We start from the raw sequence: 22,456 nt of genomic DNA, 5'->3' as shown, positions 1-22,456 counted from the left end.
AAGAATCAGATTGATTTGGTTAAATCTACTTGTCTTAATCCGTTTAACAGATCATTGAAAAAAGTTGCTTATTTGGTCTATTAGTTTAGTAAATGAAATACACAATAATTTAAGTACAGGGTATTTTCTTGATAAGAATCTAGATATAGATCATAACGTTTTTTCAATAGTTTCTAGATTGGACTCAATCTACCAAAAGAAGGAGGGGATTTCTGCAAATTAAACCTTATTATATTTGAAAAACTAATGTGTTACTAATAATTGAGGGTAAGGGTTTGGTGCTTCGTCAAGTACTGTTATGGTGTCGGTTAGGTAGCCTTTAACCACTATCATTTTATTAAAAGTTGGCTCGTTAGGCATACTTGTATTTATTATCATCGCTAAACCATCTTTGTTTGGTACTGTACCTAATATAGTAGAATTTGTTGCATATAATTGATTTGCTCCTGCACCAGAAAATAAAGGTATTTCATCTAGTAAATCACTATCATATAAGCCAGCGTTTGAACCAAAATAATAAGGCACACTATTATTTTCAAAAAGACAAGCTATATAAGACAGACTAGTTGAACCTTTTGTTAATGGTTCTGTGCCACTTGTATTTCTAATAATAGAGTTAACCATTTGCCCAGTGTTTTGCTTATTAACATGGCATACAACCTCGCTACCATCAAATAGACAATTAACAAAGGCGTTTAAGTTATTAGGCCTTATATCTGCATTCAAATAAATAGCTTTAGTTACATTAATAAATTGACAATTGTAAAAAAATGTTTTGTCTACAAAATTTGATGCGGTTGATGACCATGTAGTTAGTGTTGGGTCGGTTTCTGATAATGGTTCTTGATGAAACCCTATAGCGTTATTCACAAAATATAAATTCTCGAAATGATTATTATCTAAACCATAAGTGTTGTATAGATTAATGCCCTCTTCATTATCTCTAAAAATAATATTTCTAATACTACAATCTGAATAATATGCACTTCCTGGAAATTCCGCAGCGTTAGAATCGACATTACTTGTTAATTGAATACCGTATTTACCACCTTGTAATGTCATGTTACTAAACGTACACGCGCCTGTTTTTGAGCCTAATTCCATAACATCGTGGCTCATTTTTATTAATGGAAAATCGTCAGTTAATCCAACAATAACTGTTTTACCTGTGCCTTCTCCTACCAAGCCATAATTCATTGGCATTACAATAGGCTCACTTATATAGTAAATACCTTCAGGCAAGTTTGCTATACCTTGTGTATCTACCAAATTTTGAATATAAGCATGGCTATCTGGTTTACCATTTCTTTCATTTGCCCAATTAGTACCTAATGGGTCTGGTAACGTTGTTAGTGTTGGTTTTGCCCATGGGGTACGCTGTGGCATTAAAAGTACTTTGTGTAAACTATCTATTGTAGCTTGGTTTGTTATTGGTGTAGTTACATCTACATTATTAAGTTGAGCTAATTGGTTATCATGAAGTAATCTTAAATCTTCGCCTAATGTTTTAGCAAAATCTTTTCCTCCTGTTGCAATAGAATTACCTTCAATTATATTATTTGGGTTTATAGATGCTACAGAAGAAGAAATCATAGTGTTCTCCGATTCAATATGAAAGGCAGGTAAATTATAAGTTTGATTTATAGCTGCACCTTGAAATCCGTGAATCCTTATATTGCCTGCATTTAAAATATGTAGGTTCGCTAAATCTATATCGTTGTTATCCCAATTCCAAGATTCCATATCTATACCTACAAAAGTCATGTCATCTACATTATCAATATACGCACCAGTTGAGCTTGCTGTTAAATAATTTACCCAACAAATAGTATTACCAAAGCTTGGGTTGACATCGTTACCTAACATATAATGTTGAGCATACTGATAAGCGGTATTGTTTTGAAGGGTATGCTTTATAAATTTATTGTTTCTAAAATACCCCGAAGCACTCATATCCCAAATAATTTGAGAATTTCTAAAACCTATAAACTCACAATTTTCTATTTGTGCACCTGTGGCTCGTACAGGTGTAAAATCTATAATGCTAAGTTTACAATTGGTTATAGGTGTACCAGCTTCAAAAGTAATACCGTTAGTTCCTGAATAGCCACAACTTACCGAGCTAATTTCAACACCTGTACTACCTGCTGCAATGGTTATATTTGGAACTTTAGAAATTGAAGGATGACCAAATAATTTTTGATTGCTTGTTAAGGTTATAGCATTAGCATTACTACCCCAACCATAGTCGCCTGCTTCTAGTCTCACACAACCATAGGTGTCAAGTGCTTCTTGTAGCTCATTTTTACGTTCTATGGGTAGTAAATAGCAGTCAAAGTATTCGTCTTCGTTTGTTAAATTAGGACCTTCATCTAGAGTTGTAAAGGTTACAATATTACTGTCAGATGATTCATTATTTGCAGCATCGATGGCACGTACAGTTAAGCTATAATCTGTTTCAGGTAGTAAATTATTTAGGTAGTATATTGTGTCGTTAGCGGTGCTATTTATCAATAAAGTATCACTACTGTAAATACGATAATCAGTAACAGCAATATTATCGGTAGATGAGTTCCATGTTAGTGTTGCGCTATTAAACGTTATGTTACTGGCCACTAAATTTAGAGGAGCGGTTGGAGCTTCATTATCTGGTGGTGTATCTGTTGTGAAATTTACAACATTACTATCGCCCGATTCGTTTGCTGCATCATCAAATGCTCTTACAAATACATTATACTCTGTACTTGGATTTAAATTTGTTAACGTATAACTTGTAACGGCTTCGGTAGTTGCAATTAAAGTAACACCATTATAAATATAATATCCTGCGATTGCAATATTATCACTAGAAGCTGTCCATGTTAAATCGGCCGTGGTTTCTGTAATATTATCTACTATTAAATCGGTAGGTTCAGTAGGTGATTCGGTATCTGGAGTTGGAGCTAAAACAGTAAAACTAACGGTTGTTTCTCCAATTATTGTTCCAGAACCGAAGGTTGAAGACCATGCACGAACTGTTAACGTATAACTGCCTTCAGGTAAATGATTACCAGCATTGAATTCGGTGCCGTTGTCTCCAAACAATGAAAAAGGTGCCGAGTTTTCCGATCTGTTAGTTGTAACTGGCCCAGTTAAGTTAAAACTTACACTAGCTGCTGTACGCGACGGAATAGCATTGACATTAAAATCTCTAAAAACGTCCTCATTTGCACTATACCCATTTGATATATTTGCGACTACTGAATTGTTGCCCGCATTTATATGTTCTAAAGTAAAATTAACTTCGGTAAATAATGTGGTAAATGACACCTCATTACTATTTTGGGAACGGTTTCCGGAATTATCGAAGGCCACTAAGCTTATTTGATAATTCGTATTTTCAGTTAAATTAATAAGGGTGTAATTGGTAACGTTGCTTACAGATTGGATTAATGAATTCCCCTGGTATATAGAATAACCTGCAACAGCAATATTATCAGACGAAGCCGTCCAAGTTAATTCAGCTGTTGTTTCAGTAATATTTGTTACTACTAAGTCTAAAGGGGTAGTAGGTGATTCGGTATCTGTTGTTACAACTGCTTGCGTTTTAAAGGCGCTCGTGTTACTTGTTGCAGATTCGTTACCGGCAGCATCAAAAGCAGTAACTGATATATTGTAATTGGTATCTGGACTTAAGCCGGTTAAATTGTAATTTGATGTTGTTCCTGTGGTAGCTAGTAAGGTTGTATTATTGTAAATGTTATATCCAGTTACCGCAACATTATCTGTAGCATTATCCCAATTTAAATAGGAAGTGGTTTCAGTAATATTGCTAACTGTTAAGTTTATAGGAGATGTAGGTGGGGTAATATCAGTGGTTGTAAAGGTTTCGGTATTACTTGAGTTTGACTCGTTTCCTGAGGCATCAATAGCAGTAATATTTACACTGTAAGTTGTTGCAGTTGTTAAATCATTTAAAATATAAGAATTAGTATTGCTCAGGGTTTCTATAAAAGCATTATTTACATATAGATTATAACCAACAACAGCAACATTATCAGTCGAAGCGGTCCAATTTAAGTCAGCCGAGGTTTCCGTGATATTAGAAGCCACCAGATTAATAGGGGCTGCGGGAGGCGTACTATCTATGGTTGTAAATGAAACAGAATTACTATTACCCGATTCGTTTCCAGCAGCATCGAAGGCTGTAACCGTAAAGTTGTAAGTTGCATTAGTAGTTAAATTAGTTAAATTATAAGTTAATACTGTGCCTAATGTAGCAACTAGAGTGTTGTTATTGTATACGTTGTAGCCTGTTACACCTACATTGTCGCTAGAAGCGGTCCAACTTAATGTAGCTGTAGTTTCGGAAATGGTATTGGCAACTAAATTTATAGGTGAAGTTGGAGGCGTAGTATCAACAGTAGAAAAAGTAACGGTATTACTTGCTGTTGATTCGTTGTTAAAAGCGTCAATAGCGGTAATGTAAACGCTGTAATTTGATGCAGCAGTTAAATTAGTTAAGGTGTATGACGTGATATTGTTTAACGTTTCTCTTAAAACGCCGTTTAGGTATAATTTGTAACCAGTTACAGCAATGTTATCGGTTGCAGCAGTCCAATTTAAATCGGCCGTAGTTTCAGTGATATTTGAAACGGTTAAATTTGTTGGTGTAGATGGTGTAGTACTATCTAAAGTAATAAAGCTTTCGATATTACTGTCTTCAGATTCGTTTCCAGCGGCATCAAAGGCCCTAACAATTATATTGTATGTGGTTCCTTCAGTTAAACCAGTAAGTGTAAATGTTGTTTGATTATCAACAACTTGAATTAATGATAAATTATTATAAATATTATAACCTACAACAGCAATATTATCTGTTGCGTTCGTCCATCTTAAATCTGCCGAAGTCTCGGTAATGTTTGTTGCCGAGAGATTAAAAGGCATGGTAGGAGCTTCGGTGTCGGCTTTTTCTTTAGCCTTATCGATAGCATAAAAATAGTTTTGCGAACTAACTACCGATGCACTGAAAAGTAATAATATTATTAAATAATTTTTCATTGTCCTGAGATTATGTAGGCATTATCACCAGATTTTCTAATCATTCCAAAACGAACATTTCCTAATTCACTAATAAATTGGGCAGTTCCTTCTACAGTGTAATTTAAAGAAACATCAGATGCTGCTGTAACGGTAAGCGTAGCACCGTTGTGAGTTTCTAGGTTTATGGTGTCACCAATTTCCATAGCGTTAAAATTGGCGGTTAAATTTAATGTGGCATCTCGTGTACAAGCAATTGTGTTATTAACTTCGGCAACCGAAAGATCTCGAGACTCTGTTAAGCTAATTATAGCCGCTCTTGGCGCGGAAATGGTTCCTGTAAAATTATCGGCTGTTTTAGCGTGTAAAGCAAATGGTACACTTAAAAGTTGTGTAACACCAGTTAAGTTATAATTTGATCCTCCTGTGGCATCTACTTGAGTTTCAACAAAAAATACGCCATTAGCCCAAGGTATATCGCTAAAACGTCCTGTTATGGCAGATCCTGTCCCTATTTCAATAGAAACTAAACCGTTGGCATTAGTTGTGGTACTATGGTTTTCTTCAAATACAATATCGCCAGTGCTTTCGTCTTGACGAATAATAATTTTTAAACTAACATTAGAGTCGGTAACTACCGTGTTATCACTTGCTCTAATAATAGCTTGGTAGCTCATTTTTTCAGGAGTTTGTGCAAAAACCGAACCTGTTAATAACAGGAGCATGAGTAAAGTAAGTGTATATTTCATGGTATTATTGTTTTACTATTTTAAATGTGTTCCATAGTTGATCATCAACAAATACTTGAATTAAGTATAGGCCAGAAGTCACATAATTTAAATCAATTTTAGTTTCATTAAGTTTTATTGGGCTTTCTTGAATAAGTTTGCCTTGATAGTTAAAGATACGATAAGCATTTAACTTGCTGAAATTTAACCCTGCAGCTTTTAAAGTAACAAAATCGGTGGTTGGGTTAGGGTATATTACCATATCAATAGCAACTTTTTCCGAATTATTATCTTCATTACTAGTATTTATAGGTACTAGCATTTGTTGAACACCTTCGTTTAAGTTAAAGTTTGAATTACTTGTTGAAGCATAAAATACTTGACCTATAGAAAAAGATATAGAGCCAGAGTTATTGTCTACACTATGCCCTGCAGCATTTATACTGAGTAAGCCGTCTTGGGAATAGCTATAACACGAAATAAAAACAAAAAGTTTTAATAAATATCGTGCTTTGGAGTTTAAGTAGGAATTTTTCACAGACACTTTGGGGTTAAATGATAAAATCGCAATGCAATACTATGGATAAAAAAAATAAAATCGACAAGATAATTGGTTTTTTCGATGAAATGCATTAAGTTTTATTTAGTTAAACGTTTTTGGTCTGCTTTTTTTAACAACAATTTAACTACGATATAAATTAGTGTTTGGATGTTTAGGCTTAAAAAAAACTTTAAATAGTTAAAAACGAGATTTTTAATGCCGCTAAAATAGGTATATTTTTATGCAAATCAATTATCGTTTGATAGTTAAATTTCCACAATTTGAATTTTTATGTAGTTTATAACGATCGCGTTTTTTATCGTGTTTTTACGTATTTAAAAGATAGTTTTATTGAAAACATGATAATATTTTGTTGGTTTAATAAGTTGAATTGACTGAAAAGTGATAATAGCGATGTTCTTAATTGCTAATGAGCGTTTTAAGTTAAAGCTTGAATTTTTAAACAATTAACTAAAAAAATATCGCATTTAATATGTTATTAATGAGTTATTAATAGATAAATTACAGATAATAAAAAAAAGTATAAGGGATGGTTGTTTTATTTTCTAATACAAATAAAACCAAGTATTTTGCAATGCAATTAATTTGTTTTAATGAAATTTTAATTTATGTCAGTATCTGATGATAATAAGCGCATAGCAAAAAATACTATGTTGTTATACATACGTATGTTTTTTACTATGGGAGTTGGTTTTTTTACCTCAAGGATTGTATTAGATGCACTTGGTTTTGTTGATTATGGAATTTACAATGTGGTAGGCGGTATAGTATCTACTTTGGCTTTTATTAATGGTTCTATGGCTGGGGCTACGCAACGCTGGATAACTATCGCATTGGGTAAGGGTAATTTAAGTTTTCTTAAAAAAGTGTTTTCAATAGGATTAACAGCTCAATTAATTATTGGTGTTTTAATTTTTATAGGTTTAGAAACTGTTGGGTTGTGGTATTTGTATAATTATGCCGTGATCCCAGAAGAGCGTATGAATGCTAGCTTCTGGGTGTTTCAAATTTCAGTTATAACAGCTACATTAGGAATTTTAAATGTTCCTTTTACTGGAGCTATAATGGCGCATGAAAAAATGGGTGCTTTTGCCGCATTTTCAATCATTGATGTCGTTATGAAATTAGTTATTTGTTATGCACTGTATGTAACTAACAAAGATAAATTAATAGTGTACTCGATACTACTGTTAATAACTTATTTAATTAATTTTATAATAAAGCAAATTTATTGTTTCAAGAAGTTTGAAGAAGCTCGGTTTAAACTCGGTTGGGATAAAGAAATCTTAAAACAAATGTGGAGCTTAGCATTTTGGTCTATGTCGGGTAATTTGGCATATTTAGGGTATACTCAAGGAATTACCTTATTAATTAATTTGTTTTTTGGTCCAACAATGAATGCAGCTGCCTCTATAGCTAATCAAGCTGGAAATATTATTAATCAGTTTAGTGGGAATTTTCAAACAGCAATGAATCCCCAAATCACTAAAAATTATGCTAGAGAAAATTATATTGATATGCATAATTTAGTGTTCCGGTCTGCTAAATTTTCTTATTTTTTAATGCTTATTTTTGTGGTGCCTTTATTTTTTGAAGCAAATATATTATTAAGTATTTGGTTAAAAGAAGTGCCTGAGCATTCGGTGCATTTTTTGCGTTTAGGTTTGTTTATATCAATGTTTATGGCAGTCCGTAACCCGTTAATTGTTTCTGCTCAAGCAAATGGTGATCTTAAAAAATATCAGTTCGTTGTCATACCCATTTTATTGTTGGTTACTCCTGTGAGCTATGTTATTTTAAAATTAGGGGGTATCCCTGAAACAACATCTTATGTAATGCTTGTTGTTATTATAATTGCAGTTTTTGCAAGTGCATATATGTTGCGTGATATGGTTAAGCTAAACTTTAAACAATTTGTAAATCAAGTAATATTTAAAATCACGATAGTTACTTTTGTGGCTTTCATATTACCAACAATTGTTTTTGTTTTTATGGAAGAGGGCTTTAAACGATTTTTTGTATTAGGTGTTATATCGGCACTATCTTGTGTGTATAGTATTTATAAATTAGGTCTAACAGTTACAGAACGAATTTTTATAATATCTATGATTAAATCAAAATTACGATTCAAATCTTAACAATATAGCGTTAATAAACATTACAAATAATATGAATTCAGAAACAAAAGTAAAAGAATTAAAAAAAATTATTACCGATGTCTTAACTCCAATTATTAATAATGACTATGTGTATTTAGATTTACCATACCATAATAATATTGGAGATACATTAATTTGGAAGGGTACAGAAACCTTTTTACAAACGATACCTCATAAATGTCTTTATAAAGCATCTTGCGAAAATTATATAACTCCAAAAATCAATGAAAGTGTTATTATTCTTCTTCATGGTGGGGGGAATTTTGGGGATTTATATGAAATTCATAACAACTTTAGGCTTAAAATAATTAAAGAGTTTCCAAATAATCCTATAATAATTTTACCGCAAACAATATATTACAAAGATAAAAGTAAGTTGGAGAGCCATAGCCAAACACTTGCTAATCACAAAAATTTAACTATTTGTGCCAGAGACCATAGGTCCCTTAATATACTTAGAGATAATTTTGAGCAAAACAAACACCTCTTATTGCCAGATATGGCTTTTTGTATAGACTTATCCTTCATTGAAAAATACAAGTTAACAGAAACAAAAAAATATTTGTATTTTAAGCGTTCTGATAAGGAGTTTAGAGATATAGAGTTCAGTAATTATTTTAAATTGTCAGAGAGTCATGATGCTCAAGATTGGCCAACTTATGAAGTTGAATTAAAGGAATATAGAAATTTTTTACGTTTATTGAATTTAAAAAATAAAGTTTCAAATATTGAATTTATGAATAAAATTATTTGTAAAATAATGGATTTGTATATACTAAATGTGTTTTTTCCAAAAATATTAAAATTAGGAATTGAATTTATAAGTACTTATGAGCACATTTATTCGACAAGGTTACATGCAGCAATACTATCTATATTATTGGATAAAAAAATTACATTTTTAGATAATTCATACGGTAAAAATAGTAATTATTACAAAAGTTGGTTATATAATTTAGACTCAATTGAAATGATAAGTAATTAGAAGAAGTTTTGTTGTTTTTTTAATAAATTTTTTATGAATAAACCATTAGTAAGTATTCTTATTCCTGCCTATAATGCCGTTTCTTTTATAGAAGAAACTCTATATTCTATAAAAATTCAGTCTTACACCAATTGGGAGGCTATTATAGTTGAAGATGGAACAGATGATGGGACCAAAGATATTGTTGACACTTTTAAGGCAACCGTGTCTCAAAATGTAGTTTATTTCAAAAATGAAGTTAATTTAGGGTTGCCAGCAACCCGGAATGTGGCTTCAACATTGGCTAAAGGAAGTTGGTTTGCTCTATTAGATAGTGATGATTTATGGCATAAGCACCATTTAGAAACTTTAATTACTACTGTCAACGAAAACCCTGAACATCACTTTATATACAGTACAAACATAAAATTTTATGATAATATTGATAAAAATCTCTTAGATACTGAAATAGAGAAGAAGTTAAAGAATCCTCCCTATTTATCAAAGAATATTGCCACAGCAATTTTTAAGGGCTATATGGTTCAGCCTTCTGCTACTATGTTTTCTTCTGAATTATTTGAGAGCATCGGAGGTTTTGATGAGAGTTTTCGCTGTGTTGAAGATTTAAACTTTTATTTTCGAATTTTGATTAGAGGATATAAATTTATTTATACAGGAAATAGTACATCATATTATAGGCAAAACCCTAATGGATTGTCTACAAAAAGTATTCCTATAATTCTTACTACTGCTAAAATACGAGAAGAAGTTTTAGGGTGGGACTGGGGTGAAATCGATAAAAACACCATGCTAACGAAAACATCTGAAGCTTGGTTGTCTACTGCCCGTTTATCTAGGAAAAGTGATTTAAAATTAGCAAAGTATTCAATAAATAAGGCCATAAAATATAGATTTAATTTTAAAACACTACTTTTTTGGTTGTTAATTCAAAGTAAGTTTTGGTAATGATTGGTACTTTTTTTATGAAAATTTTTAGATATTAAGTTTTATGATTTGATTTTATTTATGAAGTTTAAAAAGTTACTCAATAAAATTGTCTTCGAAAAACGTTGGCGCTATTTACTAACAGGGTCTAATGTTACTGTAGAGAAAGGAGCGGTTTTTAAAGTTGGCAAAAAAACTAAAATAAAAAATTGTAATATTTATGTAAAAAAAGGAGATCGTCTCATTTTAGGTAATAATATTAATCTTCGAAATGTAGGATTAACACTGATGGTGCCTTGGGGATTTAATGATGTTAAAATTGGTGATAATTGTTCTATAAGTGATTATGATATTAATGTAACTAAAGGGTGTATAGATATTGGAAGTTATAATATTCTTGATAAAGCCGATGAAGCTAAGAAACCTACTCTAGAAATTTTCGGAGAATTTTCTTTAGGACATTACAATCGTTTAAGGTGTACGGTTAAAACACGTTTTATGGGTAAGGTTAAAATAGGAGATAGGAATGCCATCAATGAGCGTACCGAAATTAGAAGCGATGAGGCTATAAATATAGGGAGTTATAATCAAATTTCATACGATTGTGTTTTTTGGGATACCAATACACATAATTTGTATAAGGCCGAAAAACGACGAGACATTACAGACGAACAATACCCCAGTTTTGGGTTGGAATATGAAAAACCGAAAACAGCTCCCATAAATATTGGTGACGACTGTTGGATTGGTAGAGGCGTTTCAGTTTTAAAAGGTACCAATGTTTCTAATAAATGCGTAGTTGCTTATGGCACCTTGTTAAGTAATATTACTATTGAAGAAAATAAAACCGTTTTCAATCAATCGAGTTTAAAAATTATAGATAATCAAATTTAAAGCTTCGGTATGCGCGAAAATTGGGTAAATTATTTACTAAAAATAGCACATCCAGTATTACATGCTGCTTCTAATGATAGTTTGAAAGTAGAAATGCCTGTTTTTAATGAAGAGCGAGAAGATGTACAATATCTTGAAGCCATTGGGAGGTTGTTTTGTGGTATGGCACCATGGCTTAATTCAGATGAAATAGCTATTGCAGATAATCAAGAGCAAAAAGAGTATTATAGGCAGTTATTTTTTAAAAGTATTGCCAATTTGGTAGACCCTGAAGCTAAAGATTATGTTGACTTCGGGAATGCGCCACAAGCCTTGGTAGATACCGCTTACTTAGCACAGGGTTTTTTACGAGCTCCTAAAATATGGGCTGCATTAAATCCTCAAATTAAAACGCAACTCCTTTTTGAAATAAAAAAAACACGAGGCTTTAAACCGCCTAAAAATAATTGGGTGTTATTTGCGGCCATTATTGAAGCATTTTTGTTGGAATACGATAATTATTTTATAAAAAAGCGTCTTTATTTTGGTGTGGAATATTTTGTAAATACTTGCTATATAGGTGATGGATTTTATGGTGATGGTAGAGAATTTGCGATGGATCATTATAATAGCTTCGTTATTCAGCCTATGCTTACGGATATTCTTGCCGTAATGGTTAAGCATAATTTAACCAAAGCCATTAAACTTCAAGAAAAACATTTGAATAGATTCAAACGTTATTTAGAAATTCAAGAACGGTTAATTTCACCAGAAGGTACTTATCCAGTATTTGGTAGAACCATGATTTGCCGATTTGGTACGTTTCACGCTTTGGCACAGGGCGCTTTACTGCAATTGTTGCCGGAAGGTCTTGTGAATGGCCAAGTGCGTGGTGCTTTAAATGCCGTTTTGAAACAACATATGCATAACCGAAATAATTTTGATAAAAAAGGGTTTTTAACCATTGGGTTTAATGGGAATCAGCAACAAATGGCCGAAAATTATGTGTCTTCTGGAAGTCCATACCACTGTACCACCATATTTTTACCGTTAGGTTTACCTCGTAATCATTCTTTTTGGCTTGATAAGGGTGAAGATTGGACTTCGGTAAAAGCCTTTACAGGAAAAGTATTTTTATCAGATCATGCACAAATAGAAATAAGTAAGGCTCAAAAATATATGATACCATATGTTTACAAATTAATCTTTTGGTTTCGAAAAATTAAATCTGTTTTTATCAAAACCAATTAGCTAAATTTAAAAGTACAGTTGAGAACAGTTTAGTTTAATATAATAAATTTAAAAAATTTTTATTTAATTAAATTTTTTTTCAAAAACATTCATTTTATGGTGTCTTTTTTTAGAAATAATTTATGTTATTCAAATAATAGTAGATTAAGTACTTATTAAAAGTATTTCATTCTAATTAATTGAAAATAAGTTGCTCTATATAACGATAATTACGTGATAACGCATTTATTTACTTATAAGCAATTTTATTTTAGATTTTAGTCAAATTTACTTTTTCTTTATAATTGGTTCCATCTTGAAATTATTTGAAATATTTATATATGAAAAAAGAAAAGTTAATTGGTTTACAAATTTTAAGAGGTATGGCTGCTTGGTTAGTAGTGTTGCATCATATAAATCAAGTATATTATAATTATAATCCACCGTTTCAATTGTTATCAATTTTTAACTTTGGTAATTTTGGTGTTGATATATTCTTTGTTCTCAGCGGTTTTATTATGTATTACTCGGTTAAAAATAATAGTCAGGGAGGTATCGTGTTTTTAATTGATAGATGTTTTAGAATATTTCCAGTATATTGGGTTATGACGGCATTGTTATTAATATCTAAGATTATACTTCCAGCAAATGCTTATGGTACATCGTTTACATTTGAAAGCTTAATTAAGTCGTTGTTTTTAATTCCTCATGCGAATCCTAGTGGTTTTGGCTTTTTTCCATTTTTGGCAGTTGGATGGACTTTAGTTTACGAAATGGTATTTTATATCACTCTGTCATTTGCCCTTATGATTTATCAAAAAGGGGCCTTAATTATATCTTCCTTGTTTTTACTAATTCTATTGTTATTTGGAAAAAACAATATTTTTGGATCCTCCAATTTACTGTTATTGGAGTTTGTATCTGGAATAGCTTTGGCCTATTTATTTATTCGAATTAAGGTGACGAATTTTTTTTTGGTTTTAAGTAAGTCCTTTTATTCTGTTAGTGTTTTAGTGTTAACAATTATTTTTACGTCCCTTTTAATCTATAAGTTAGGTTATTTAATAACAAAAATGATTTGTGCGGTTTTGATAGTTTTTAGTTTTCTTTTGAATGAAGAATTGTTTAGGAAAAAATTAAATAAAAGTTCTTTAGGCGTAGTTCTAGGCGATATTTCTTATTCCACTTATTTGATCCATACTATAATTTTAGGCTGGTTTATTATACCTTTTGGTAGTGCGCAGAATGTGATTTTAAAGGCTATGATTGTTTTGGCGGTTCTATTTTTAACTTACTTTTTGTCGAAACTTTCATTTTCTAAAATAGAAATTAGTAAAAATATTGGAAGTTTTAGAAGCAAAATCAAAGAGTACTTAATTAAGTAATACTGTTCTTACGGAATAATTTAATTTAGGTAATAAAATTAGTTAACTATTATATGGTTTTGAAAATTTGATATTTAGACTTTAAATTTTACTAAAAAATCTAAATAATAATTTTTAATCAAGTCAATGGAAAAAGCTAAAAATCGTATTGAAATTTTTGATATAGCGAAAGGCCTTAGTATTATTTTAATGACACTGTCTCATTATCCTTTTGTTAAAATTGACTCACTAGTATATCCTAATTTTATGTTTTTTAATGAGTTTAAAATGGTATTTTCCATGCCAATGTTTATTTTTATATCTGGCTATTTGTTAAGTGACAGGCTGCGTATTAAAGAATTTATTTGTCATAAGATAGATGGGTTAATAAAACCTATATTTGGTTTTGCTATAACTTTAACAGTACTAAAAATTTTATTATATGTTTTAACTGCTGAGGTAGTTACCTTTCCAGGTGTAATGAAGTATATTAATGTGTTGGCGAGTATTTTTCCTCAAGGCACTTTTGGTCCAATTAATAATACGCTGTGGTTTGTTGGTGCTTTATTTTGGGGGCAACTAGTTTTTAAAGGAGCCTTGGAAATGATTAATGTAAATAAACCATATAATTATCTGCTATTACTATTTTTGTTAATTGTTTTAATAGTAATTAGTAACATTAGTTTTAGTTTTTATTACCTAGAGAAGATTCCTGTATTTTTTACCTATTTATTATTAGGTTACAGTTTTAAAAAAATAAGTCAACGCTATTTAAAAGGCACTTTGTTTTTTTATAGTAATAAAATGATTTTATTTCCGATTTTATTTTTTGTCTCTTGGTTTTTGTTAGAAACTTTACAAGTTAAAGTCCAATTAAATCTATACGATCATAAGTTTAATTATCATTACTTATTGTTGTTATCTATTTTAGGGGTGTTTTCAGTGCTTTATGTTTGTCGTTTTTTTGAAAAAATACCATTATTAAATTCATTTTTAGTGTATTGTTCAAGGGCTAGTTTTTTCATTTTAGCGTATCATATTTTTATTATTGATGTTTATAATTCATTCTTTAAAATGCAAACTTATAACCCTTTATTACATACCTCTTTATTTATATTAAATATAATAATTTGTTGTGGTGTTTACTTTTTAATAAAAAAGTTACCATATGTTCGTATTCTTTTTTATCCTATAAAAACGATTCCTTTAACAGAAGGTGAAATTAAATTATTAAAATCGAAGTATGTTTATAGGTTTATTCCAAGAGAAATACTTAGAATTACAAATATTGCTTAAATATTATAATAAAAGTTGGTTTAGTTTATAAAGTAGGCTAAATGTAATGGCCTAAAATGTGTTTTGGACTTTAAAGTTTAGTTTAAATATTAAGTTTAGGTTTAAACTATTTGGTTTATTTAGAAATAATATAAGCGTTAAACATTTATCAATGCGGTAGCTTATCCTTAAAAACGCCATACAAATAGGTGCCTAAAAGCGCAAAAACGATAACGACTAAAATATTAAAAAATCCTGCGCCAAAAAGCACATACATTGGTCCAGGACAAGCTCCAGCAAGTGCCCAACCTAAGCCGAAAATGGTTCCGCCGATAAAATAACGGTAAAAGCTTTTGTTTTTTGCAGGTATTACTATGGCTTCTTTGTAAAACGATTTCAGGTTTTTTCTCTTAATAATTTGAACAAAAATAATGCCTAAAACCAAAGCAGAACCAATAATACCATACATGTGGAACGATTGAAATTTAAACATTTCGTAAATACGAAACCACGACGCTGCTTCCGATTTAAACAGTGTAATTCCTAATAATATACCAATGGCTAAAAATGTAATATACTTTTTCATCTGTTTAAAAAATAAAAGGAAACAAAAGGTGAATCATAACTAAACCACCAACAAAAAAGCCAATAACGGCAATTAATGAAGGTAATTGCAAATTACTTAATCCTGTAATGGCGTGTCCCGAAGTACACCCACCAGCGTAACGTGTGCCAAAACCAACTAACAAGCCACCAAGAGCCAGAATTAACAGTGATTTGAAATTAGTTAATTGAGACAAGTCGAATAATTCGGTTGGTAAATAGGCTTGTCCTGCACTATTAAAACCGAGTTGGTTTAAATCGGTTATGGTTTGTTCAGATATGGCAACATTTAAGTTGTTAGAAAGTAAGTGAGCGGCTATAAAACCACCAATAATAGTGCCTAAAACTACAGTTAAATTCCATTTTTGAGCTTTCCAATCGAAATTAAAAAAAACTACTTTTTTGCCTGCGCCTAAAATAGAACACATCGTTCTAAGGTTGCTCGACATTCCAAAGGTTTTACCTGCCAATAACAGTAAAAACATACAAATGGCTATTAATGGGCCAGAAACATACCATGGCCAAGGTTCGAGAATAAAATTCATATTAACTATAATTTTTTAGCAAATTAAAGGGAATTTTTGAAACTAGTTAGTAACAATTGTTACAGGCCCCAAATTAAAGGTCTAAAACCTTAATTATTTTAAAAGATTTAAATAAATGAAACAAGCCAGGTAAAATTAATGTTCCACCAATTATTAACGCGATGCCTAAACTATTAATTACCCTGTTTGGCGCGATACTATCTAATAAACCAATCTCGGAAGTTGAGGTAATTATAATATGCGGAAAATGGGCTATTAACGCCGCGGTTAAAATTAAAATAACTTGAGCGCCAGCTAAACCACGACTCATTATTTTGTGTCCTTTTTTTATGCTAATTAATAATGGAATAATTAAAATACCAGATAATAAAATGAGGTAGTTTGAGTAGCTGTTTTCGATAAAATCGGTTACAAAAGCAAAATCATTTAAATAACCATAAGTTAATGTGAAGAATCCAGACAAAACCACTAAAATGGTTGCTACAATCGATTTTTTAAGGTACATATTAATATCTTCTTTTTTAGCTTCACCAATTAAAAGTATTGCCGAAAGAAATGCACATAAAGCCATAAAAAATAATCCTATTAGTAAGGAAAATGTATTACACCAAGGGGAGATAAACACATCATAAAAACTATAGGAAGCATAATTGGTAGTAATAATTAATTTACCAGAAACCATGGCACCAAAAGTTAAACCAATAAAAATGGGTGTAACCAAACTGGAAATTCGAAACATCCAGTCATATAATTTGTGCAATCGGCCTTTGTAAGCATCATAATGTCTAAATACAAAAGCGACACCCCGAAGTGTTATTCCCATTAAAATAAGGGTCAGAGGTATGTGTAAATACACGGTTAGTACATTGTAAAAATCTGGAAATGCAATCCATAAAATAACAATGACTATAATAATCCAAATATGATTAGCTTCCCAAATGGGACCCATAACGCGGTATACTGTACCTTTGGTAATAATTCTACTTTCTTTCGATGAAAACAACTCTACAATACCCGCTCCAAAATCGGCTCCCGCTAAAATAACATAGAGTAATAATGAAAAGAAAAGAAAAAATAAAACAACGTAAAGCATAATTATAATTTTGTGGCGTTTAAAAATTGAATTTGACGACGCATTAACCAAGTAACAGCAATGGTAAGTATGGTATATAGCACTACATAGGTGTAAAAACTATAAATCATTCCAGGCATTGGCGTAACAGCGTCTTTGGTGCGCATAATGTTGTGAATTATCCAAGGTTGTCGTCCCACTTCGGTAACAATCCAACCAGCTTCTAAGGCAATAAATCCTAAAGGAGCCAATAATACAAAAGCCAGCCAAAACGCGTTTTTTTGCCACCAAGCTTTCTTTTTTAAGCTCACAAAGAAAATGATACCTGCAAACATGAGCAACGTACCAATACCAACCATAATTTGAAAGGCGTAATGTACCATAGCAACATTGGGGTGATTTTCTTTTGGGAACTCGTTTAAGCCTTTAACTTCGGCATCAAAATCTCCAAAAGCTAGAAAAGATAAAGCTTTAGGGATTTCAATTTTATAAGATACTTCTTGGTTTTCTTCATCTACAATACCACCAATAAAAAGAGGTGCGCCTTTTTCTGTTTCAAAATGGGCTTCCATAGCGGCGAGTTTAACTGGTTGGCGTTTAGCAATATCTTTAGCCGATAAATCACCACTTATAGGTTGTAAAATAGCTGCTACAGCAGCAAATGTAATCGCAATTTTAAAAGCTTTTTTATGTAATTCAACCTGTCTCTTTTTATAAATTTGAAACGCGTGAATGCCAGCAACTGCAAATCCAGTAGCCGTAAATGCTGCTAAAACCATATGTAAGGCTTGGGTAAACCATGCGTCGTTTAAAAAGGCTTTTATTGGATCGATATTTAAAAACTTACCATCAATATAATCGAAACCCGAAGGCGCATTCATCCAACCGTTTGCTGCAACCACTAAAATTCCTGAAGCCACTCCCGAAATTCCAATAATAACGCCTGTGAACCAATGGAATTTTTCAGGTAATTTATTCCAACCGTACAGGTAAAATCCAAGTGCGATGGCTTCAATAAAAAAGGCTGCGCCTTCAAGCGAAAACGGCATACCTATTATGGGGCCTGCATATTTCATAAATTCAGGCCAGAGTAAGCCTAGTTCAAAAGATAAAGCTGTGCCAGAAACTGCGCCAGTAACAAAAAAAATAGCGACACCTCGCTGCCAAGATTTGGTTAAAGTTAAATAAACAGGATTTCTTGTATTGAGCCATTTTTTATGCGCAACAATCATAAAAAAAGGCATAACCATACCTACGCAAGCAAAAACAATATGAAAAATTAAGGTAAACGCCATTTGCAGTCTTGCTGCATCTAAATTATCCATATTATTGTGTTTTTTAGGTGTTTTACAAAGATACGTATTGCTTCATTTTTTGGCATAAAAAAACAGCCAAAATCCTATGTTTTTTTGACTGTTTTTTAGCTTTCAATATTGTAAAATCTGTAATTAGTTTTTAATCCAATTTAAATAGCCTCCTTTTAAATCGTAAATGGTTTTAAACCCCAAACTATCCAATTTTTTGGCGGCCTTATTACTGCGTTTTCCCGAACGACAATAAACGAAAACGGCTTTATTTTTGTCTAATTTATTAAATGCTTCAATAAACTTAGAATGATTAAAAACATCAATATTAATGGCGTTGTTTATATGTCCCGATTTATATTCAACAGCGGTGCGCACATCTACAAGTTGAACATTATTTGATGACATAGCTGATTTAAATTCCGATTTATCAAGTACTGTTACAGATTTTGGCTGTTGTGAGCATCCAAAAAGAAATGAAAATATAGACATAATTACAATAAAATGTTTCATGGTTTTTAATTATAAAGTTGACGGACAAACATAATCTGTAACGTCTACACCAGCTTCTTTTATGGCTTTAAATCCGCCTTTTACATCAATTAAGTTATGAATACCTCTGCTTTTTAAAATAGAAGCAGCAATCATACTACGATATCCGCCTGCGCAGTGTACATAAAAAGTGTCTTTATCTGGAAATTCTGAGAGATGTTCGTTTAAATAATCGAGAGGTGTATGGTTGGCATCTAAAACATGTTCAGATTTGTACTCGCCATCTTTTCTAACATCAAAAACAGGCACTTCACCATCATTTAAAGCATTTTTAAAAACTGAAGCTTCTACCGAACTTACAGTATCATATTCTTTTGAAGCATTTTTCCAATTTTCGAAACCACCATCTAAAAATCCAATAACTTGATCGAACCCAACACGCGATAAGCGGGTAATGGTTTCTTCTTCTCGTCCATCGGGAGTTACCAATAAAATAGGTTGTTTTACATCGGCAATTAAGGCGCCAACCCATGGTGCAAATCCGCCATCTAATCCAATAAAAATTGAGCGTGGTATATGGCCTTGAGCAAAGTCATTTTGATGTCGAACATCTAAAATAACCGCATCCGTATCGTTAGCAGCAGCTTCAAAAGCATTAGGAGATAAGGCCTGTGCACTACGTTTTAACACTTCGTTAAAATCATCGTATCCTTCCTTGTTCATTTTTACGTTTAAAGGAAAATATTGCGGTGGAGGCAATAAACCATGAGTTACTTCCTTAATAAATTCAGCTTTCAGCATATCTTCGCGTAAAGCGTAATTTGTTTTTTTCTGATTGCCTAATGTATCAACTGTGTCTTTACTTAAATTTTTACCACATGCCGAACCAGCACCATGAGCGGGATAAACAATAACATCATCTGCCAAAGGCATAATTTTATTTCGTAAGCTATCAAATAAATAACCTGCCAAATCTTCTTCGGTAATTTCGCCTGCTTTTTGGGCTAAATCGGGTCGACCAACATCGCCTAAAAATAGGGTGTCACCGCTAAAAATAGCATGATCTTTTCCGTTTTCATCTTTAAGAAGAAACACGGAACTTTCCATAGTGTGTCCTGGTGTGTGTAATACTTTTATAGTAATGTTTCCTAATCTAAATTCTTCGTTGTCTTTGGCTATAATTGCTTCAAAACTTGGAGTAGCTAAAGGCCCATAAATGATTGGTGCACCAGTTTCTTTTGATAAGGTAACGTGGCCGCTAACAAAATCAGCATGAAAATGCGTTTCAAAAATATACTTAATGGTGGCATTGTTTTTCTTTGCTTTCTCAATATACGGTTGTACCTCGCGTAATGGGTCTATTATAGCAACTTCGCCATTACTTTCAATATAATAAGCGCCTTGAGCTAAACATCCGGTGTATATTTGTTCTATTTTCATAGTATTAATTTTTTAATAGGGTGTAAAATTACTAATAGTGTTTTGTTTTTATGGTAACAAAGGTTACTTATTGGGGTTTTAAATTTTTGGCGTAAAAAACTCCATGTAAAAAATAAAGAATGCCATTACAAAAATAAAATAGCCGAAGCCTTTTTTTAGTTTATTACCATCTATAAAATTGCTTAAAAAGCTTCCAAAAAAGATACCAATAAACGACAGTAAGGTAAAAAGCATTAAAAAGTTCCAATTAATAGCCATGGTTAAAGCGTCTCCTAAAAAGAATCCCATGAGCGATTTAAAAGCGATGATAATTAAAGAGGTTGCTACGGCAACTTTCATTTCTACGTTAGCTAAAATAACCAATGCAGGAATTATTAAAAAACCGCCGCCAGCACCAATGAGTCCTGTAATACTACCAACAATTAGGCCTTCTAATAAAATTAAGGGATAATTGTAAGTTACTTGCCCAGTAACAACTATGGTTTCTTTATTTTTTAGCATTGAAAACGCTGCCGGAATCATTAATGCTGCAAAAAGCCCGAACATAGCCATACGGCGTGTAAAATTAAAATTACCAATACTAAAAATTACATCGGGTAAAGCAGGAACCACATAATGTCTAACAATGGTTACGCCAACAATAGCTGGTAGCCCGAAGACTAAAGCCGTTCGCCAGTCGACATAACCTTTAAAATGTTGTTTTATGCCACCAATTAAAGCGCTTGCACCAACAATAAAAAGCGAATATGCCGTGGCAACTTTTTCGTTTATTGCGAACAGGTAAGCTAATACCGGTACGGCTAAAATAGAACCGCCACCACCAATTAATCCAAGGGAAATACCTATTATAAAAGCACCAACGTAGCCAAATATATTTAAAACATCCATGTTTATCTTTTTAGCAAAAGTATACGTGGTTTTATACCTGTGCAGTAACATTGGTTACATAGCAATGGAAGTTTTTAATTTTTTGTTGAGAGTTGGAAAATTGAAGTGCGGAGTCGGGAGAATTATAATTATTTTTTTATTAATAAAGATTGCTTCGTATCTCGCGATGACGGAACTAAATAACTTTCACTTCCAAGAAATTGCCTTTGTGTCTTTGTGCCTTAGCGAGCGCAAGATTGGTAATAAACAGATCGCTTCGTGCTTCGCGATGCCGTTTTATTTTACCAGCGTGATATAATTTCGATGCAATTTAATTTCTCCTAAGTTTTCAAGCTTTTTTAAAAGTCGGGAAATCACTACGCGAGAGGTATGTAATTCGTAGGCTATTTCTTGGTGAGTATTTTTTATGATACCATCTTCTGAAACTCGCGCTTTTTCATTTAAATATTTAAGCAAACGTTCGTCCATTTTTAAAAAGGCAATACTATCAATAGTATCGAGCATTTCATTAAGTCGGTTATGGTAGCTTTCAAAAACAAAATTACGCCAGCTTTTATATTTCGCCGACCATTCTTCCATTTTCTGAATAGGAATCATTATGAGTTTAGCATCGGTTTCTACTATAGCTTTTATTTCACTTTTGGTTTGCCCTAAGCAGCAGGTAAGCGTCATGGCACAAGTGTCGCCTTTTTCAAGAAAATAGAGTAGGAGTTCGTCGCCATCATTGTCTTCACGTAAAATTTTAATGGCGCCTGAAATTAAAAGCGGCATAGATTTTACATATTCACCAATGTTTATCATTTTAAAACCTTCTGGCACTTCTTTAAAGGTGCCTACTTGGTTTATTTCGGTTAGTAAATCGTTTTCAAATAAATGGCCGTAATTATTTTTTAATTCTTGAATCATAACGCTTAATTGTGACTATAAAATTAAGACTTTAAATAATTAACAAGTGTAACAAGGGTTACATAATTTTTAGTTTAAACAGAAGAG

At 32.0% G+C, this 22,456-nt stretch carries 18 protein-coding genes; 7 read left to right on the top strand and 11 right to left on the bottom strand.

The window, feature by feature from the left end; translation table 11 throughout:
- Positions 1–243: 243 nt before the first annotated feature.
- Genes PK35_RS02300 through PK35_RS02290 form a run of 3 tightly spaced genes read right to left on the bottom strand, consistent with a single transcriptional unit; the run spans position 244 to position 6,285 of the window.
- Positions 244–5,040, bottom strand: a complete 4,797-nt coding sequence (locus PK35_RS02300; RefSeq protein ID WP_044625015.1) for a fibronectin type III domain-containing protein — start codon at positions 5,038–5,040, stop codon at positions 244–246.
- Positions 5,037–5,768, bottom strand: coding sequence for a hypothetical protein (locus PK35_RS17030; RefSeq protein WP_131474388.1), 732 nt, complete (start codon positions 5,766–5,768; stop codon positions 5,037–5,039). Before PK35_RS17030 ends, PK35_RS02300 begins: the two co-directional genes overlap by 4 nt.
- A gap of 4 nt (positions 5,769–5,772) precedes the next feature.
- Positions 5,773–6,285: a T9SS type A sorting domain-containing protein gene (locus PK35_RS02290; protein ID WP_044625014.1), complete on the bottom strand. Its 513-nt coding sequence runs from the start codon at positions 6,283–6,285 to the stop codon at positions 5,773–5,775.
- Between the two features lie 632 nt (positions 6,286–6,917).
- On the opposite strand from PK35_RS02290, the gene PK35_RS02285 reads away from it, so the two are divergent.
- The 7 genes from PK35_RS02285 to PK35_RS02255 all read left to right on the top strand — a co-directional run bounded on the left by PK35_RS02285 (position 6,918) and on the right by PK35_RS02255 (position 15,140).
- Entirely contained in the window at positions 6,918–8,447 is a 1,530-nt protein-coding gene (locus PK35_RS02285) for an MATE family efflux transporter (RefSeq protein WP_044625013.1), read from the top strand.
- Positions 8,448–8,478: 31 nt separating this feature from the next.
- Positions 8,479–9,453: a polysaccharide pyruvyl transferase family protein gene (locus PK35_RS02280; protein ID WP_044625012.1), complete on the top strand. Its 975-nt coding sequence runs from the start codon at positions 8,479–8,481 to the stop codon at positions 9,451–9,453.
- Positions 9,454–9,486: 33 nt separating this feature from the next.
- Positions 9,487–10,398 carry a glycosyltransferase family 2 protein gene (locus PK35_RS17025; RefSeq protein WP_052825771.1) on the top strand — a complete coding sequence of 304 codons (912 nt, stop codon included), beginning with the start codon at positions 9,487–9,489 and terminating at the stop codon, positions 10,396–10,398.
- A gap of 60 nt (positions 10,399–10,458) precedes the next feature.
- Positions 10,459–11,271, top strand: coding sequence for an LbetaH domain-containing protein (locus PK35_RS02270; protein WP_044625011.1), 813 nt, complete (start codon positions 10,459–10,461; stop codon positions 11,269–11,271).
- A gap of 9 nt (positions 11,272–11,280) precedes the next feature.
- Positions 11,281–12,501 carry a DUF2264 domain-containing protein gene (locus tag PK35_RS02265; protein WP_052825769.1) on the top strand — a complete coding sequence of 407 codons (1,221 nt, stop codon included), beginning with the start codon at positions 11,281–11,283 and terminating at the stop codon, positions 12,499–12,501.
- 320 nt (positions 12,502–12,821) lie between these two features.
- Positions 12,822–13,865: an acyltransferase family protein gene (locus tag PK35_RS02260; protein ID WP_044625010.1), complete on the top strand. Its 1,044-nt coding sequence runs from the start codon at positions 12,822–12,824 to the stop codon at positions 13,863–13,865.
- 126 nt (positions 13,866–13,991) lie between these two features.
- The gene (locus PK35_RS02255) at positions 13,992–15,140 is read left to right on the top strand and encodes an acyltransferase family protein (protein ID WP_044625009.1); all 1,149 of its coding nucleotides are present in this window, start codon (positions 13,992–13,994) and stop codon (positions 15,138–15,140) included.
- Positions 15,141–15,288: 148 nt separating this feature from the next.
- On the opposite strand, the gene PK35_RS02250 is transcribed toward PK35_RS02255, so the two are convergent.
- The 8 genes from PK35_RS02250 to PK35_RS02215 all read right to left on the bottom strand — a co-directional run bounded on the left by PK35_RS02250 (position 15,289) and on the right by PK35_RS02215 (position 22,369).
- Positions 15,289–15,705 carry a DUF6691 family protein gene (locus PK35_RS02250; RefSeq protein ID WP_044625008.1) on the bottom strand — a complete coding sequence of 139 codons (417 nt, stop codon included), beginning with the start codon at positions 15,703–15,705 and terminating at the stop codon, positions 15,289–15,291.
- A gap of 4 nt (positions 15,706–15,709) precedes the next feature.
- Positions 15,710–16,267: a YeeE/YedE family protein gene (locus PK35_RS02245; RefSeq protein ID WP_044625007.1), complete on the bottom strand. Its 558-nt coding sequence runs from the start codon at positions 16,265–16,267 to the stop codon at positions 15,710–15,712.
- Positions 16,268–16,340: 73 nt separating this feature from the next.
- Entirely contained in the window at positions 16,341–17,360 is a 1,020-nt protein-coding gene (locus PK35_RS02240) for a cytochrome d ubiquinol oxidase subunit II (protein ID WP_044625006.1), read from the bottom strand.
- A 2-nt stretch (positions 17,361–17,362) separates the two neighbouring features.
- Positions 17,363–18,664: a cytochrome ubiquinol oxidase subunit I gene (locus PK35_RS02235; protein WP_044625005.1), complete on the bottom strand. Its 1,302-nt coding sequence runs from the start codon at positions 18,662–18,664 to the stop codon at positions 17,363–17,365.
- 123 nt (positions 18,665–18,787) lie between these two features.
- On the bottom strand, positions 18,788–19,156 hold the full coding sequence (locus PK35_RS02230; protein ID WP_238320857.1) for a rhodanese-like domain-containing protein: 369 nt from the start codon (positions 19,154–19,156) through the stop codon (positions 18,788–18,790).
- Between the two features lie 9 nt (positions 19,157–19,165).
- Positions 19,166–20,575 carry an MBL fold metallo-hydrolase gene (locus tag PK35_RS02225; protein WP_044625004.1) on the bottom strand — a complete coding sequence of 470 codons (1,410 nt, stop codon included), beginning with the start codon at positions 20,573–20,575 and terminating at the stop codon, positions 19,166–19,168.
- Between the two features lie 78 nt (positions 20,576–20,653).
- Entirely contained in the window at positions 20,654–21,463 is an 810-nt protein-coding gene (locus tag PK35_RS02220; protein WP_044625003.1) for a sulfite exporter TauE/SafE family protein, read from the bottom strand.
- A 276-nt stretch (positions 21,464–21,739) separates the two neighbouring features.
- Positions 21,740–22,369, bottom strand: a complete 630-nt coding sequence (locus tag PK35_RS02215) for a Crp/Fnr family transcriptional regulator (RefSeq protein ID WP_044625002.1) — start codon at positions 22,367–22,369, stop codon at positions 21,740–21,742.
- Positions 22,370–22,456: the final 87 nt, after the last annotated feature.

Origin of the sequence: Neotamlana nanhaiensis, assembly GCF_000943555.1 — a bacterium.
Taxonomy (GTDB): domain Bacteria; phylum Bacteroidota; class Bacteroidia; order Flavobacteriales; family Flavobacteriaceae; genus Neotamlana; species Neotamlana nanhaiensis.
The sequence above is the reverse complement of the archived record's forward strand: the minus strand, read 5'-3'. Positions and strand labels throughout refer to the sequence as shown.

Bases quoted from the DNA above. Each gene is read 5' to 3' on its own strand.
- PK35_RS02255 (WP_044625009.1), top strand. From the start codon at position 13,992: ATGGAAAAAGCTAAAAATCGTATTGAAATTTTTGATATAGCGAAAGGC.
- PK35_RS17025 (WP_052825771.1), top strand. From the start codon at position 9,487: ATGAATAAACCATTAGTAAGTATTCTTATTCCTGCCTATAATGCCGTT.
- PK35_RS02235 (WP_044625005.1), bottom strand. From the start codon at position 18,664: ATGGATAATTTAGATGCAGCAAGACTGCAAATGGCGTTTACCTTAATT.
- PK35_RS02270 (WP_044625011.1), top strand. From the start codon at position 10,459: ATGAAGTTTAAAAAGTTACTCAATAAAATTGTCTTCGAAAAACGTTGG.
- PK35_RS02265 (WP_052825769.1), top strand. From the start codon at position 11,281: ATGCGCGAAAATTGGGTAAATTATTTACTAAAAATAGCACATCCAGTA.
- PK35_RS02230 (WP_238320857.1), bottom strand. From the start codon at position 19,156: ATGAAACATTTTATTGTAATTATGTCTATATTTTCATTTCTTTTTGGA.
- PK35_RS02240 (WP_044625006.1), bottom strand. From the start codon at position 17,360: ATGCTTTACGTTGTTTTATTTTTTCTTTTCTTTTCATTATTACTCTAT.
- PK35_RS02260 (WP_044625010.1), top strand. From the start codon at position 12,822: ATGAAAAAAGAAAAGTTAATTGGTTTACAAATTTTAAGAGGTATGGCT.
- PK35_RS02285 (WP_044625013.1), top strand. From the start codon at position 6,918: ATGTCAGTATCTGATGATAATAAGCGCATAGCAAAAAATACTATGTTG.
- PK35_RS02215 (WP_044625002.1), bottom strand. From the start codon at position 22,369: ATGATTCAAGAATTAAAAAATAATTACGGCCATTTATTTGAAAACGAT.
- PK35_RS02300 (WP_044625015.1), bottom strand. From the start codon at position 5,040: ATGAAAAATTATTTAATAATATTATTACTTTTCAGTGCATCGGTAGTT.
- PK35_RS02220 (WP_044625003.1), bottom strand. From the start codon at position 21,463: ATGGATGTTTTAAATATATTTGGCTACGTTGGTGCTTTTATAATAGGT.
- PK35_RS02225 (WP_044625004.1), bottom strand. From the start codon at position 20,575: ATGAAAATAGAACAAATATACACCGGATGTTTAGCTCAAGGCGCTTAT.
- PK35_RS02245 (WP_044625007.1), bottom strand. From the start codon at position 16,267: ATGAATTTTATTCTCGAACCTTGGCCATGGTATGTTTCTGGCCCATTA.
- PK35_RS17030 (WP_131474388.1), bottom strand. From the start codon at position 5,768: ATGAAATATACACTTACTTTACTCATGCTCCTGTTATTAACAGGTTCG.
- PK35_RS02250 (WP_044625008.1), bottom strand. From the start codon at position 15,705: ATGAAAAAGTATATTACATTTTTAGCCATTGGTATATTATTAGGAATT.
- PK35_RS02280 (WP_044625012.1), top strand. From the start codon at position 8,479: ATGAATTCAGAAACAAAAGTAAAAGAATTAAAAAAAATTATTACCGAT.